This window comes from Anaerorhabdus sp. (assembly GCF_036637135.1).
Taxonomy (GTDB): Bacteria; Bacillota_I; Bacilli_A; order Erysipelotrichales; family Erysipelotrichaceae; genus Anaerorhabdus.
In genome coordinates this window covers 1-16,110 of the sequence record NZ_JAVWNC010000049.1, presented here as the reverse complement: position 1 = coordinate 16,110, position 16,110 = coordinate 1, and the positions used below count along the sequence as shown (strand labels likewise).

Genomic DNA, 16,110 nt, shown 5'->3' with positions numbered 1-16,110 from the left:
TTTATCTATCAATTCCTCATTCTAAGATTGAAAACTAAATTGAAACTAAGTATACTTTATGTAGTGTGTTTAATTGGTATTATCTAGGAAGGTAATTAAATATGGATTCCCAAAATATGATTTTCGATTTAGATCAATCGAATGAACAAAAAATCAAAACTGAATATGATAGGCTTATTTTGGATAATCAAAATGGCTATTCATTAGTAAGTATAAAACTTAAGAATTTTATTACTTTCAGTCACATGTTAGCCGATGATAAGGGAGAAGATCTTATTCAGGTTGCATATAATAGATTGTGTACTTGTCTAAGTGATGATGAATACATTGTACGTATACACTCATACTATTTTAATCTACTCATTAAATGTGAAGCAAATCTTGATGATTTACACCGCAGAGCACATGAGTTTCATTTTGCGGTAAAAAATTTCTTTGAAGAGAACTATGGTCGTCCCCTATATCTTGAAATGGGATATTGCCCTTTAAATCACCCTGATGTCGATTTCTATACTGCAAGGTATTATGCAGAAATTAGTAGAATGGCTTCTGAGTATACATTCCCAGAAACTAACTACGATATGTATTACATTTCGTATCAAGATCAAAAAGAAGACTTCTTAAAATTAGAAAATCTAGTTCCTGAAGCTTTAGCAAACGGTGATTTCAAACTTTACCTTCAACCTAAAGTAAATCTTGCAACGGGGCAAGTTGATTCCGCAGAAGCTCTTGTTCGCTGGATTGATCCTAAAAGAGGTATGATTCCTCTTACAAGTTTCTTACCTAATATTGAAGAAAATGGATTTATTCGCGAAATGGATTTATATCTATTTGATAAAGCCTGTAGTTATATGGAACGTTGGTTAAAGGAATACGGAAGAAAATTTTCTATCAGTTTCAATTTATCAAAAGCATATTTCAACGGAACTTTCTTTATGGATGAATTTACATCCGCATTTAAGAAATATAATATATCTCCTGATTCTGTGAGAATTGAATTACTTGAAAGTATTGTCTTAAATGATATCGAACATTTACTACCTTTAGTTACTAATATATATGAGTTTGGATTTAGTTGTGCTTTGGATGACTTTGGAAGTGGATTCTCTTCCTTTGATATCTTAACGAGTGTCAAACTATCTGAACTTAAAATAGACCGCTCCTTATTCAAGGATATCACCAATGATAAAGAGCGTTCTCTCATTTGCCATATCGTAGATATCGCACATGACATGGACATGGAAGTTGTCGCTGAAGGTATCGAAACTGAAGACTACGCAAATTATTTAAAGGAAATTGGTTGTGACTTTATTCAAGGATTCTATTACTACAAGCCAATGCCTGTCGACGAATTTGAAAAACTATTTATCACAAACACACAACAAGGACGCTAACCTAGCGCCCTTGTTTTATTTTAATACAATTATATGTGATAACGTTCTAGTAACCTGCGGAGTACTGTTCTTATACTAATTATCAACAGCACGACGACCTATAAATTTTCTCCAACAGTCTCGCCCTGCTTCCTTTGCTTTGTAAAGTGCATTATCCGCTTGTTTAATAGCTACCTCAATGTCACCATAAAATTCTTCGACCATATTACTGTATCCTATCGAAAGCGTTACAATATCGCTGCAAAGTGATGATTCATGAAGAATCGCAAGTTTTTTCACATCATCTTGCACCTTCTTTATAAAGTCTTCAATCTCATTATCTGTCGCATTGATACAAATGCATACAAATTCATCTCCACCATATCGACAAGGTATTATACCTTTATCAGAATTCTTTTTCATTATCGCTGCAATCTCTCTTAAAGCAAAGTCACCACTTATGTGTCCATACGTATCATTAAATTGCTTAAAGAAGTCAATATCTAGCATTATAATTCCTACATGATTTTTGACGTTTTGCACCTCTAAAATACTTGTATTAAAATATCGTCGATTATAAAGTCCAGTTAATTCATCTAAGTTTGCTTCATCCGAAAGTCGTTCATATTCTTTAAGTGTTGTTTTATGCTTCTTAATCATTTCAAGTAAATTAATTTTTGCTTCCATCCCACTAGCTCTCACATTGTCCTCTGCCTTTAGGATTTTTTGTAAGGTTAAGTAATAACTTTTATAACTTTCTAATAATTCAGCATCATGTGAAAAGGCTTGTGCATATTGTACTTTAATATCTATCAACTGCCTCATAGGAAGTATTTCATTCGTGGTGCAATGCATCATAAGTAAATCAATGTATTTTTTTGCACATTCGCTATTCTTCAAATTAACCATCGCTAATGCAACTGGTGTCAAAAACTCCATAATTGCATATTGATCTGTAACACCATATAAATCATTTTTCAAAATATCATTCGCTATATTTACAGCCTTTTCAGATTCATTTCTATATGCAGCTAATAAACACCATCCTGACTGACATGCAATATGGTTAAAGGCAGCTTCTTCATCAGTCGTACTTGATGTATTTTCACAGAGACTTAAGTAATATTCCATGTCATTATAGTTTTTAATATATCCATTGTTTTTTGCCAAATTATATTCAATCATCATAAGTAATCGTGCATCTTTGCAATCTTTATCCAACATTGTTTGATATGCCATCATATAATAATGATTTGCTTGTTCATAATTTTCATGACGTTCAAACATATCCGCAATATTATTCCACGCATTACAGATTTGATGTGTATCACCTAACGTACTTGCGATAGCTTGTGATTCTGTATAATATTGCAAAGCATTTTGCTCATCGTTTATTACATGATAGTAAAATCCTGACAAATGGCAAATTTTCATATATAAGGCAGGATAAGTTTGTTCAAGACAGCATTCTCGTGCAGCAGATAAATATTTTCCAGAATTCACAGAATCATTCATCGCTAAATAATAATCTCCTAAATACGTAAGTGCGAAAGACTTTGCATAGGTTGATCCCTGCTTCTCCGCTAGTTCCAACAGTTCTTCACAGTATTTGCGTTCCAGTTCTACGTCAGAAAACCTTACCTTCAAAATGGCGTCAATCAGTTCACGCATATGTATTAATGAAACATCCACAGATAACGCCTCCATTCTTAGAATTTAATAAATATTTATCCTATACAAAATAAATTGAAATTTATAGAGTCTTTTTTACCATTACAACTTCATTATTTTGATAATCAATTGTAAATCCATTTTTTAAAAATAATTTGTATGATTGATTATCAGCAGCTATATCATCATACAGTGTCAATACTCCATTTTGTTTTGCCATTGTACAGAGCAATTGAATTCCTTTTGCACCAAACCCTTTGTTTCTATATTTCGCTAAAATAATTACATTACAAATATGAATTTTCCTTTTCTTATCATAATGATAAGCAATTTCTCCCACAAAATTCTTGCTGTCGGTATCGTATAAATATCTATAGTAGTTATGAAATGGAGATCCTTCAATCCAAGTTTGATGCCAATTTTGCCACTTATCTTTTGGAAATGCAATTGTGCCTCCCCAAGCTTTGTTGTATGACATCGTATCCTCATCAGCCATCAAGTTTTCTCTAAACCATAAATCATCTAAATTAGGTTTGTATATATCAAGCATAACAATCTCCTTAACTAATGTCGGTTTAAAGTAGTGCAAATTACATAAAAATCTCACGTTTAATACCATCATATAAAATAAAAAAACATTATTCAAAAATGTTTGATGTTTAAATTGGTACTCCCAAGGGGATTCGAACCCCTGTTTCACGGATGAGAACCGTGTTTCCTAACCGATTAGAAGATGAGAGCAAGTACTCTTTAAGTATAATACTTTCTCCCCATCTTTCAATATCTTAATTAGAATTATATTTATTCGGCTTTCATATCAAATAGAATGTAATGTGCTTTTGTATCTGTTTTTATTTCAATTTTTTCTTCATCTACAATCTCCGCACCATCTTTTTCATTCATATGTAACCCATTAACTTTACCTGTACCTTCGATTTGTACAAGATATGCTTGTCTGCCTTTTGCAAGATTATATTCTATTGTTTCTCCTTTATCTAATTCCACTACATAAAGATTCATATCTTGATGAATTTGAACAGGTGCACTACCCTCTTTGTTTGAAACAAGATGTAACCATTTACCTACACGGTCTTTCCAATCAAATTGATAATCCCCATAATTTGGGTTATATCCATTTTTATCCGGCATAATCCAAATTTGTAGAAACCTCAGTTGATTGTCTGTTAAGTTATACTCACTATGCGTTACACCAGTTCCTGCACTCATGTATTGTACCTGACCTCTAGTTAGTTCTCGTTTGTTACCCATACTATCTTTGTGAGTCAATACACCATCAACTACATAACTTATAATTTCCATATTTTCATGTGGATGTGTAGCGAATCCATTTTGTGCATCAAAGATATCATCATTGATGACTCTTAGTGGCCCAAAGTTCATATTGTTGGGATTATAATATTCAGCAAACGAAAAATGAAAAATACTATGTAGCCATCCTCGATCACTTTTACCCATTTTTTTACTATCTATAATTTTAATCATATTGAATACCTCCTACCTTATTTATAACTTTAATCCCAAATACTTCCACTCATATGCTCAAAACAGATAAAATAACTTAGTTAAATTATTCAATATAAAAAGTGATTACACTTTTTACTATGTAACCACTTCCTTGATTTTTACTTGTTAAATTTTATAATAACTTTGAAATAGTCACCATCAGTCTCAATATTAAACTTGCCATTTTGAGCTTCTGTGAAACCCTTTGAAATTGCTAATCCCAATCCTGATCCTTCAGAATTTCTAGATTTATCTCCACGTACAAAACGTTCAACTAAATCATTTGGATCAAAAGTAATTTCTTCCACCGATATATTACGAATGCTGAAGATAATATCATATTCATTTTCTACTATATCAATGTAAACTCGAGTACCTTCCAACGAATACTTATACGCATTCGTTATCACATTTTCAATAATACGATATGTTTTATGTGCATCAAGTTTTAAAACAATCTTTTCTTTTGAATAATTTGTCTTAAACTTAATTTTTGCTTTATCAATTTGCGGCTTGCATTCAAACAATGTTTGATTAACTAAAGAGACTATATCCACATCCATAACCTCTAATTTAATATCTCCACTATTTGCTTTGCTCACTTCAAACAAATCTTCAATCAGATGTTTCAATCGTAATGAATTTCTTTCAACTGTTTCCAAATATTCTTTTTTCTTCTTGCTGTCTTTTTCTTTCTTAAGTAAATCGATGTAAGAAATCATTGACGTTAGTGGTGTCTTTAAATCATGAGAAACATTTGATATGAGCTCTGTCTTCATTTTTTGACTCTTAGTTTCTTCATCAATTGCTACTTTAAATCCAATACGTATATTTTCTAATTCATTCTTTAATGGATCGAATGCACCTAAATTCTCAGTTATCTCTGTAGACAGATCGCCATTCGATAAACGTTGGGTACATTCCAATAACTTTTGATAATTCTTTTGTATTTCTTTCATGAAATATACTGCAACAAAGGCTAATAGAATCGAATAGAAGATTGACCCAAACCAGTAGCCAAATATCAATACAATGACACTCATAATTAAAATATTGACGATTAGAACACCCGCTAGTTTAATATAAGCATCACTCGACAAACGAATAGTAATAAGACTTAACATCCAGCGTTTGCATATTTTGAGCCCTTTTATGATAATTGCTTTTGTTTTGATTTTATCTACTGTTACTTTGAATCCATCTTTAAATATTGACTTAAACCAATAAACACCAATAACAATACCACCAAACCCTATAAACATTAATAACAATGAAACAACTACACTCACAAGGATATCAAATATATTCGATCCCGTTTTGAAGGTAGAAATTATATATGCACCTTGTTGTAATTCAGATACTGGAATCGCAAGCGTCATAAATATTAACCCAGATAATATAACACGTATTTCCCAATAGGCTTTATCGATGTACGCACCATAGTGGGTAGCTTTTATTTTCTCATATGAGAATAAGAACGATACAATCGCTACCACAAACATTGCAAGAATATACAATCCTTCAATTTGATAATACGGCATCCCACCGCTGTACATATCAATAATATTTGTAATCGAATCAAACTCAACCAGTGTTGTTGGAATAGCAAAAATAATTGTACAGTTTTTAATTTCTGGAACGCTTAACATTGATTGTTGTTTTGTTTCAACTAATTCTGCACTATCAATCGCATAATTGGCACCAGAAGAGTCTATCATTCCTGAATCTCCATTCATTGCATATTTTAGATCCATCATTACTTTTGTAAGTATATTATTATCATAAACTAATTTTTCATCAAGACTCGTAATTGTTTGATTACCTTTTGCATCATAATCCACACGGTACCAAAAACGCGTTTCATTTTTATCTACATCAATCAGTTCGCGCGCTAAATTTGTTCCCTTGTTATAGTAAATTTGTTTCTTTGTCGTATTATCAATAAACACAGCATCTATATTATAGATATCTGTTAAATAATCAATATAATTTCTTCTTAAATATTCTTCAAGTTTATCTTTTATATCTGGTGTTATTCCACCATTTTCATTCACAAAGATATCTACATAATCCGCATTACCTGTTTTATACATTTCATTCTCTGCATAAAGTTTAAGTGTAATATCTTTTAAGATAGATTCAATTTGTGTATTTTGTCGGAATACTTCTTGCATGTCTTGCTCAGACAAATTCTTTCTATAAATACCAATACCCATTACCATAAGAACGAGAAACATGGAAATTGAAACAACAAACAATATAATCTGTTTCCAAATTTTTTCTAATTTAATCATGCTTTACTCCTTCTCTATTTTATATCCAACACCCCAAACTACTTTTAGATACCTTGGATTCTTTGAATCTATTTCTATTTTTTCGCGAATATTTCGAATATGAACCATGACTGTATCTGTAGCAATTGCTTCTTCATTCCAGACTAATTCATATATACTTTCTAAGCTATATACTCTGCCTGGATTCTTAATAAGCAATAGAAGAATTTTAAATTCAATGGGTGTACATTTAACAAGTTCTCCATCTACCTTTACTTCTTTTGTATCTTCATTTACTTCTAAACCGCCAACAATATAATTATTGGTGTTGTCATCTTGTTCATTAATTTTTTCTAGAAAACGATTGTATCTACGCAATTGCGAATTAACGCGTGCTAATAATTCCATAGGCTTAAATGGTTTAGTAATATAATCATCTGCACCCATGTTCAACCCAGTGATTTTATCTAAATCTTCTGATTTTGCGGATAGAATTAATACCGGAAAATCATACTCTTCTCGTAATTTCATAATCATTGTAAGTCCATCCATCTCAGGCATCATCATATCAACAATAGCCAAATGTATATCATGATTTGATACAACAGCTAATCCTTCTTTACCATTGTACGCACGTAAAACATCATAGTTTTGATTTTTCAAATATATTTCAATTGCATTGCCAATTTCAATATCATCTTCTACTACTAATATTGTTTGATTTTCCATAATTTACCCCTTACATTATGTTTAGTATACTACAAACGCGCCTGTTTATTTAGTTAAGATACTCGGTTGATACTTAAATATTTCACGAATTGGTTCTATATGAAATTGGAAATTTCGTAACAAACTAAGTGTTGCGATTAACTTATTCCTCAATAACATTCTCTTTACTTCATTTCTTAAAGTTGGATCAAATTCTAAAATGTTTTCCGCTTGCATTGCACAAGCTTTTAACATGTCTTGAATAATTACTGGTTTTAAACCATAAGTAATACTCCCCGTTGAACTTACATTGTAGTGATAATGAATAGAAGGGATTAGCACTGTTTTTTGACTCTTGATTAACACTTTGTGTACTGTCGCAATATCTTCAAAAACCATATTAACTGGAAATTCAATACCTTTCCATAATTCTTTCTTAACTAATTTTCCCCAAGCGTAATTCCTAACACTTCTGTCTTTCAATAAATATTTTAATACTTCTCTGCGATTTGGACAAATTTGTGAATGTACACTATTTTTTAAACCAAATACCCCTTGTAAGTCATTACCACAAACAACTACTTCTGCATTTGTTTTATTTACGACATTCACCATGGATTCAATTGTATCCGGATTTATAAAATCATCTGCATCCAAGAAGAAGACATAATCGCCACTTGCTTCATACAACAAACGATTACGTGCTGCCGATACACCCAAGTGTTCTGCATGAACAACTCTTAATTGATTGTTGTAGTGCTTTACATATTGATCCAAACGGACAGCTGTATTATCAGTTGATCCATCATTTACTACAATGATTTCTATATTTTTATATGTTTGTTTAATAGCGGAACGAATGCTGTTGTAGATTGTATCCTGACAATTATATGCTGGTATCAATACACTTATCTTCATGATGAATTTCTCCTTTATGTTTACTCATAATTTTATTGTATAGATATAATCCCCCTAGACTAACTATGAGGGTAAATAGGTATATTCCTGCAACCATAAGGTAATCTTGATTAATTAAGTAATCACCTGCAATTGTCGAGGTGACTACCGATGGTATTCGAGCGATTGTGGTAATACCAATAAAGTTCCATATTTTAACGGATGTTAATCCTGCAAAGTAAGTAATGAAATCTTTTGGAGTACCTGGGATAAAGAAGATTATGAACACTAATTGATTTAATTTCTTTTCATCCTTTAAGAAAGATAATTGATTAATTTTTTCTTTTGACATGAAATGCTCAACTAACTTTACTCCATAACGTTTAACTAGAATAAGAATAATATAACTACCTATGGCTGCTCCTATCAAACAAAGAATCATACCTTCAACTGTTCCATACGCAACTCCAGCTCCTAGTTCAATTATTTCACCTGGAAGGAATGCTACAAGAACTTGTAATCCCATCATAATAACCAGAACAGCTTTGCCAAACCAACCAAAACCATCTAACCATACTTTGAACTTGTCTGGATCATTCGCAACAGATGTAAATAACATAAATAACGAATATCCCATAACAATCGCAAAGAATATACCACCTATGATTGATACTATTTTCAATCCTTTTATCACTCTATCTTGCATATTCTACACCTACTTTATGAATTCATAATACAAATCAAAAATAAAGAAATAGCATAACTATTTCTAAAGGTTTTCTTAAGATAAAAGAAAAAGCCTATTTCTAGGCTTTTGTACTAATCATTTTTTGGATTGAATAAATTATATACATCAGATACAGGTGAATGTGTCTCGATTGCTTCCATTGTTTTTGAAATCATATATCCCACAGATAATGATGTAATCTTCTTACAACTTGCTTTTTGTTCAGCAGTTAATGGAATTGTATTTGTGATAACCATTTCTTTAATTTGTGAATTTTCAATACGTTCAATTGCAGGACCAGATAGAACACCATGTGTACATGCACAGTAAACTTCTTTAGCACCTTTATCAACTAAGATGTTAATGCTAGCAACTAAACTACCTGCAGTATCAACGATATCATCAATAACGATTACAGTTTTTCCTTCAACCTCTCCAATGACATTCATTGCTTCAGCAACGTTTGGTCTTGGGCGACGTTTATCTACGATTGCTAGTGGTGCACCTAATGCATCAGCTAATTTTCTAGCACGAGTAGTTCCACCATGATCTGGTGATACAACGACTACATCTTCTAATGCTTTTGATTTAAAGTATTGACCAATCATAGGTACTGCTGTTAAATCATCAATTGGTATATTGAAGAAACCTTGAATTTGAGATGCATGTAAATCAATTGTAATTAAGCGATTTGCACCTGCAGTTTGTAATAAATCAGCTACAAGTTTAGAAGTAATCGGTTGACGTGCTCTTGCTTTACGGTCTTGACGTGCATAACCATAATAAGGCATAACAACATTAATTTCTCCAGCACTTGCTCTTTTACAAGCATCAATACAAATTAATACTTCCATTAATCTTTCAGTTACAGGAGCACATGTTGATTGAACGATATATACAGATCGTCCACGTACAGTTTCCTCTGGTTCTACTAAAATTTCACCATCAGCGAAATGCTTAACACTGATTTTTCCTAAAGGTAATCCTAGATGATCTACTATTTCATTAGCCAACTCTACACTTGATGTTAGTGCAAATACAATCGTTTCATTCATTTTTTTCTCCACCCTCTTATTTATTTTTGTACTTAGTTCCATAACCTGGTTTATTTTCTTGACGACATCTTGCGATAGCCATATCACCAGCTGGGACATCTTTTGTTGCTGTTGAACCTGCAGCGACTACTGCATTTTCACCCACAGTTACAGGAGCAATCAAATTAACATTACTTCCTATAAATGCGCCATCTTTTATAACAGTTCTAAATTTATTTTTACCATCATAATTGACAGTTACAACACCACAACCAATGTTTACTTTACTTCCTACATCACTATCACCAATATAAGTTAAGTGAGCACAACGGCTATCATACCCGAAGTTTGTATTTTTAAACTCAACAAAATTACCAATTCTATTTTTACTATCTACTACTGAATGCATACGCAAATGAGCGAATGGTCCAATTGTACATTCATCTTTAACTTCACTATCTGAAATTCTAGAACTATCAATTGTACATTTATTTCCAATCTTCGCATTAACCAAGAAACTATTTGGTAAAATAGTTGTTCCTGCACCAATACTTGATTTGCCTTCAATCGTAACATTTGGGTAAATTGTTGTTTCTTTTCCAATTTCTACATCTGCTCCAATATATGTTGCATCTGGATTGATTAGTGTAACACCTTGTTTCATCCAATATTCATTAATTCTTTTTTGCATTGTTTGATTTGCCTTTGCAAGTTCAACTTTATCGTTTACACCTGCAACCTCATCATTATCCATTGCTTGTACAGCACCAACTTGAATACCTTTTCTATTTAGTATTTCCACTAAATCAGTAATGTAATATTCACTTTGTGCATTTTTATTTTGAATGTCTGTTAAGTTAGAAAATAATGTTTTATTATCAAATGCATAAATCCCTGTATTGATTTCATTAATTTTCTTTTCTTCTTCAGTACAATCTTTAAATTCTATAATTTTAGTTACATAACCATTTTCATCACGCACTACTCTGCCATAAGCCGAAGGATCTTCAAGTACTGCAGTCAAGATGACCATCTTTGTGTTTCCTTTTAAAACTTCTGTTAATGATGTTAATGTTTCACTAGTTAAGCATGGACAATCTCCGTTAATTACAAGAGTCTCTCCATCTTCATTTTCACATTGTTTGGCTTGCATCACTGCATGCCCTGTTCCTAGTTGAGGTTCTTGTAAAGCAAATTCAGTCTTATCTTTCATTGCTTCCTCAATGATTTCATGCCCATATCCTACCACTGTTACAACACGTGTTGCTCCAGCTAGTTTTGATTGATCAATTAAATGTTCAACCATCGTTTTTTGGCAGACTTTGTGCATTACCTTAGGTAATTCCGATTGCATTCGAGTACCTTTACCAGCCGCCATAATAATTGCTTGTTTCATTGCTGTACCTCCACCCCTATATTCTACTCAAAAAGACGCTATAAAAAAAGTCAAATTACGTATTTTTAACTAAGTTTGGTAAACTTTTGTTGTTTTTTGCAAGAATTTTGGTAATACGAACAAAATTTGAATTAACTTTCATTTTGCGCGCTACTTCATTTAGTGTTTGTTCATTTTTTGTCAAAGCAAATACTGTTGAACCACTACCTGACATGAGTGCCCCATCCATTCCTAATTGAATAAGTTCTTGTTTGATTTTTTCAATCGCAGGAACAATCTTAAATGCTGGCTGTTCTAATGTATTACCTAAGGCATTGAGAATACCTTGATAATCTTGCTCAATAAGTGCATCTTTCATTTTATTACAATCTGGATGTTGAACAGTGTCAAAATCAAGACTTTCAAATGCTAGTTTTGTAGAAACACCTTTAAATGGTTTAACCAGTAAAACATAAAAATCACTATCAAATTCAAAGGGTTCTAATACTTCACCTATTCCCGAAACAACTGCTGGTTTGTTTATACAACAAAATGGAACATCTGCACCAATCTTTTTCGCAAGTTCAATCATTTTTGATTCAGACATTTTAAGGTTAAGTAACTTCTTCACCAAACGAATTGCCGCAGCACCATCAGCACTACCTCCTGCAAGACCACCCTGTGTTGGTATATGCTTCTTTAAATCAATTTTAAAATTTTCTGTAAATCCATATTCCTCACGTAAAACTTCAATCGCTTTTATAATTGAATTTTTTTCATTCATTGGTAAATACCCAGCATTACTTGTTAATGACATCTCAGTTGCAACTTCCATATCCAAAACATCATAAAACTCCAGCGGTACCATAATCATATTCAATTCATGATATCCATCTTCTCTTTTTTTAACTACATCCAAACATAGATTTATTTTTGCGTAAGCTCTATCCTTCATGATTTTCTCCACAGATTATACAGTTCAATAAATTTATCTAAATCACATGCTTCTGCACGTATACTTTCATTTAAATTCGCATCTTCAATCCACTTCTTTGTAACTATTGTATCTTTACCTAGTTCTCTTAGATTGTTATATAGTGTTTTTCTTCTTTGTTTGAAACATACTTTTACAAATTCAAAGAATTCTTTTTCATTATCTACACAATTACCTTTTACTTTTTTCTTGAATTGAACAACTGCAGAATCAATATTAGGTTTTGGATTAAAAATTGTTCTTGGTATTTTCATAATGGTTTTCACATCATATAAATACTGTGTGATCACACTTAATGCATTATAATCTTTTGTTGATTTAATAGCACAGAAACGATCCGCAACTTCTTTTTGAACCATAACCGTTATACAATCAACTTCTTCTTTTCCTTCGAATATTTTAAATAGAATTGGCGTTGTTATGTAGTAGGGTAAATTTGCACACACAACTATCTTTTTATATTGTTTTCTTAACTCTTTAAGTTTTGCATCAAAATCTGTTTGCAAGAAATCCCCATGGATAATTTCTACATTGTCATATTCTTCTAATGAATATGCTAAGACATCAATGAGTCGATCATCTATTTCAAAGGCAATAACTTGTTTTGCACGTTGTGCTAACTGTTCTGTAAGAGCTCCAATACCAGGTCCTATTTCAACAATACACTCGTCATCCCCTTGCGCATTCTCCGCAATTTTTTTTACTATGCCTGGTTCAATAATAAAATTTTGACCATAGCCTTTTTTTGCATATAGGTCAAACTTCTTTAGTATTTCATTTGTTCGTGCAACTGTAGCGATAGGTTTGTTCATTTTGACTCCTTACTTTGCAGTAATATCATAGCTTATTACTGGCGATTATACAATGTTATTCAGGCAATATAACAAGCAAAAAAAACAACATCTCTTATTGAGATGCTGCTCCTTTTAATCAAACTTTCCGTCTGTTGTTTTTACTTCTATTACGAAGTCACCATTAGTTGGCACAATACAAACTCCTTCAAAACCCATTTCATTTAATTCACTGATGATTACATCTTCACCCAGTTTTCTTTGTGTTTCATTATCCAATAAACAATTATGATATTTTCTTAAATTACGAATAATCCAAATCGGAAGCTTTTCCATTATCTCACCTACTTTTCTTTTGTTAATGGTAAGACTATAAAATCTTTATTTTGTAACAAATACCCTTTCAACTAATTCATCTAATGTTTTCTTTGTATACCCTAACATGATCAAACGTTTTAATAGTGTTTTCGCATTGGATTCACCAATTTTCATATAATCGGTTATTCTTTTTCTACGTTCTTTACTATCATCATTTCCTGTTAAGTTATACTCATAAAGATCACTCATCGATAAATCAGTCTCACTTGTTTCATCAAATGTAACGCAATTCATTAATGCTTCTTCCAAGTCTTTTTTATTTGCGTGTTCAACGCCTACTTTTTTGGAAGTTTTAGATTTCTCTTTATCAATAAACGCATTCTTACATCCTTTAATATTTTCATTAATCTTATTTCTAATCATTGTCCCTGGGTAATCTGGATCTGTGAAGATGATAACACCTCTTGTTTCTTGAGCCTGTTTAATGAGCGCTAAAGTTCTTTCACTTAAATGTGTTCCATGTGTTTCTATCGTTTCACATTCAAAGTAAGACTGAAGAACATTCGTGTCATTTTTCCCTTCTACCACAAGTATCTCTTTTATTTTCACTTCTATCACCTATTCTATTATACTACATATAAAAGAATTACTCTTGTTTAAGGAGTAATTCTTGTTTGTTATTGAAAACTGGCTATTTGTAGAGGACCCAAATGTACTCCAATTGTTAATTGATTATCATCGGTTAAGTGTATTGTTTGATACCACATCTTATTCTTTTCTATCTTCAAATCTTCTATATCATTTTTTACACTTGCGAATCCGAAGCTGCTTATCAGTACACCAAGACCAATCAATATCACTGCACCCAATAGTAAATTTCTTAACTTAGGACTTATGCTTGCCATAGTTTAATCCCTCTCATTCTCTTAATTATGTGTTCATTTATAAATTGTGTGAATTTAACTGTTGCGACTTTGAATATTTTACAAAGGTAAACTGTTCCAATTGATGCGAGAATAAACATTCCCATTGACCCAACACCTAGTCCAAATTGAATTAACCCTAAAGGCATATTGAATGACATAATTGCAAAAGAACCAAATGTACTAACAAGCGATAAAATCACAAACGCGAATGCAAATGCTCCAAAAAGGAATGGAATCAGCCAAATCATAATGTAGCATGTTAGTGCCATCAGGAAAATAACCAGCAAGAACGCAAGTGCCACCAATACCAATACTCCCCAAAAAGGAAAACCAAGTACGATAAGAGTTAATGACAAGATGTTTATTTTCTTTTTTTGTTTTGTTGCTTCTATTTCATCTGATAATATCAATTCTGCAATTTGTCCTGGTGTTCCAACCCTTTCAATTGCTACTTCCTCTGTTGCGCCATCTTCAATCAAATCATCAATCATTTCGTTATAATACGAAAGTGTTTTATCTCTTTCATTTTTATCTAGTTTCGCAAGTAGCATTTCTAGCTTACTCATGAATTCATTCTTTGTCATCTTTCATTTCCTCCTCTATATATTGATATATTTTTTGGATTTGTTCCCAATCTTCTAGGAATTTCTTTATTTGGTCAATCCCTTTTGTTTCAATGTGATAATACTTCCTTAATCGTCCATTATGTTCTACAGAGTATGTTGATACTTGTTTATCAGTTTCTAGTCTCTTTAGGATAGGATATAAAGTTGACTCTGAAATATCGATGCAATTTGAAACATCTTTAACAATTTGATAACCGTATGAGTCTTTTTTCTTTAGTGCAGCGAGTACACAATATTCTAAAAACCCTTTTTTAAGTTGAATATCCATAATTACCTCCCTATGCATAATACTATACAATGCATAGTATATACTGTCAATACACAAAATAAAAATACTAAAATCTTTTTGACTTTAGTATTTGTTGGTTCTACAAAATTGCGTATTGGTAAAACTAATACCCTTTTCTATATGAAACAAAAGGATTCGTAAAGCTATTATTAACGTTTATTCTATGAATAAGTCTATTTATTTCATTATATAGAAAAGAAAATATAATTTGATAGCTACTTCATATTTCGATTCTGCGCCCAGGTTATGAGGAGAGTATAAAATTTCTTCAACTATTTTAATATCCGTATTAATTAATAGTGAAATTTGTTCTAACGAAAGTTTATAATCAAGCATCATAACTTCTATAATTGCTTTTATTCTCGAATCAGCATCCACTTTAAATCCTTCTTCAATAAATACTCCAAATTGATTAAGAAACGAGATTGCTTGTAGATTATCTTGATTAATTTCATACTTATCGTCAAGATAGTTCTTTACTTCAATATCATTAGATTTCGAAATTCTAGCCAAACTTTCAATTGATATTTTATCATTTTCAACTAATTCCAAAAGTATATTTTTCATGAGTCTACCTCTTTTTA

Annotated in this window: 18 protein-coding genes and 1 tRNA gene; 1 reads left to right on the top strand and 18 read right to left on the bottom strand. The window is 31.7% G+C overall.

The window, feature by feature from the left end; genetic code table 11:
• Window positions 1-101: 101 nt before the first annotated feature.
• Entirely contained in the window at window positions 102-1,394 is a 1,293-nt protein-coding gene (locus RR643_RS08985; RefSeq protein WP_332483009.1) for an EAL domain-containing protein, read from the top strand.
• Window positions 1,395-1,469: 75 nt separating this feature from the next.
• On the opposite strand, the gene RR643_RS08980 is transcribed toward RR643_RS08985, so the two are convergent.
• From RR643_RS08980 to RR643_RS08895, 18 genes are all read right to left on the bottom strand, one after another.
• A complete protein-coding gene (locus tag RR643_RS08980) occupies window positions 1,470-3,065 on the bottom strand; it encodes a GGDEF domain-containing protein (RefSeq protein ID WP_332469074.1) in 1,596 nt (531 codons plus the stop codon).
• A gap of 61 nt (window positions 3,066-3,126) precedes the next feature.
• Window positions 3,127-3,594 carry a GNAT family N-acetyltransferase gene (locus RR643_RS08975; protein ID WP_332483008.1) on the bottom strand — a complete coding sequence of 156 codons (468 nt, stop codon included), beginning with the start codon at window positions 3,592-3,594 and terminating at the stop codon, window positions 3,127-3,129.
• A gap of 115 nt (window positions 3,595-3,709) precedes the next feature.
• Window positions 3,710-3,785: transfer RNA gene (locus RR643_RS08970), tRNA-Glu, on the bottom strand.
• Between the two features lie 60 nt (window positions 3,786-3,845).
• On the bottom strand, window positions 3,846-4,547 hold the full coding sequence (locus tag RR643_RS08965; protein WP_332483007.1) for a pirin family protein: 702 nt from the start codon (window positions 4,545-4,547) through the stop codon (window positions 3,846-3,848).
• Window positions 4,548-4,687: 140 nt separating this feature from the next.
• Window positions 4,688-6,862: a sensor histidine kinase gene (locus tag RR643_RS08960; protein ID WP_332483006.1), complete on the bottom strand. Its 2,175-nt coding sequence runs from the start codon at window positions 6,860-6,862 to the stop codon at window positions 4,688-4,690.
• Window positions 6,863-6,865: 3 nt separating this feature from the next.
• On the bottom strand, window positions 6,866-7,570 hold the full coding sequence (locus tag RR643_RS08955; protein ID WP_332469078.1) for a response regulator transcription factor: 705 nt from the start codon (window positions 7,568-7,570) through the stop codon (window positions 6,866-6,868).
• A 45-nt stretch (window positions 7,571-7,615) separates the two neighbouring features.
• Window positions 7,616-8,467 carry a glycosyltransferase family 2 protein gene (locus tag RR643_RS08950; RefSeq protein WP_332469079.1) on the bottom strand — a complete coding sequence of 284 codons (852 nt, stop codon included), beginning with the start codon at window positions 8,465-8,467 and terminating at the stop codon, window positions 7,616-7,618.
• Window positions 8,436-9,152: a TVP38/TMEM64 family protein gene (locus RR643_RS08945; protein WP_332469080.1), complete on the bottom strand. Its 717-nt coding sequence runs from the start codon at window positions 9,150-9,152 to the stop codon at window positions 8,436-8,438. The genes RR643_RS08950 and RR643_RS08945 overlap by 32 nt, the downstream gene beginning before the upstream one ends.
• 113 nt (window positions 9,153-9,265) lie before the next feature.
• Window positions 9,266-10,228, bottom strand: a complete 963-nt coding sequence (locus RR643_RS08940; RefSeq protein WP_332469081.1) for a ribose-phosphate pyrophosphokinase — start codon at window positions 10,226-10,228, stop codon at window positions 9,266-9,268.
• 16 nt (window positions 10,229-10,244) lie between these two features.
• Complete coding sequence (glmU, locus tag RR643_RS08935; protein ID WP_332469082.1) at window positions 10,245-11,603, bottom strand: bifunctional UDP-N-acetylglucosamine diphosphorylase/glucosamine-1-phosphate N-acetyltransferase GlmU; 1,359 nt, start codon at window positions 11,601-11,603, stop codon at window positions 10,245-10,247.
• 55 nt (window positions 11,604-11,658) lie between these two features.
• Window positions 11,659-12,537, bottom strand: a complete 879-nt coding sequence (locus RR643_RS08930; RefSeq protein WP_332483005.1) for a 4-(cytidine 5'-diphospho)-2-C-methyl-D-erythritol kinase — start codon at window positions 12,535-12,537, stop codon at window positions 11,659-11,661.
• Complete coding sequence (rsmA, locus tag RR643_RS08925) at window positions 12,534-13,388, bottom strand: 16S rRNA (adenine(1518)-N(6)/adenine(1519)-N(6))-dimethyltransferase RsmA (protein ID WP_332483004.1); 855 nt, start codon at window positions 13,386-13,388, stop codon at window positions 12,534-12,536. The genes RR643_RS08930 and rsmA overlap by 4 nt, the downstream gene beginning before the upstream one ends.
• A 114-nt stretch (window positions 13,389-13,502) precedes the next feature.
• Window positions 13,503-13,703, bottom strand: coding sequence for a hypothetical protein (locus RR643_RS08920; protein ID WP_332469085.1), 201 nt, complete (start codon window positions 13,701-13,703; stop codon window positions 13,503-13,505).
• Window positions 13,704-13,748: 45 nt separating this feature from the next.
• Window positions 13,749-14,294, bottom strand: coding sequence for a ribonuclease M5 (rnmV, locus tag RR643_RS08915; protein WP_332483003.1), 546 nt, complete (start codon window positions 14,292-14,294; stop codon window positions 13,749-13,751).
• A gap of 68 nt (window positions 14,295-14,362) precedes the next feature.
• Window positions 14,363-14,590, bottom strand: coding sequence for a hypothetical protein (locus RR643_RS08910; protein ID WP_332469087.1), 228 nt, complete (start codon window positions 14,588-14,590; stop codon window positions 14,363-14,365).
• Complete coding sequence (locus RR643_RS08905) at window positions 14,578-15,195, bottom strand: DUF1700 domain-containing protein (RefSeq protein WP_332469088.1); 618 nt, start codon at window positions 15,193-15,195, stop codon at window positions 14,578-14,580. The genes RR643_RS08910 and RR643_RS08905 overlap by 13 nt, the downstream gene beginning before the upstream one ends.
• Entirely contained in the window at window positions 15,182-15,505 is a 324-nt protein-coding gene (locus tag RR643_RS08900; protein WP_332469089.1) for a PadR family transcriptional regulator, read from the bottom strand. The genes RR643_RS08905 and RR643_RS08900 overlap by 14 nt, the downstream gene beginning before the upstream one ends.
• 198 nt (window positions 15,506-15,703) lie before the next feature.
• The gene (locus RR643_RS08895; protein WP_332483002.1) at window positions 15,704-16,093 is read right to left on the bottom strand and encodes an HTH domain-containing protein; all 390 of its coding nucleotides are present in this window, start codon (window positions 16,091-16,093) and stop codon (window positions 15,704-15,706) included.
• Between the last annotated feature and the right edge of the window lie 17 nt (window positions 16,094-16,110).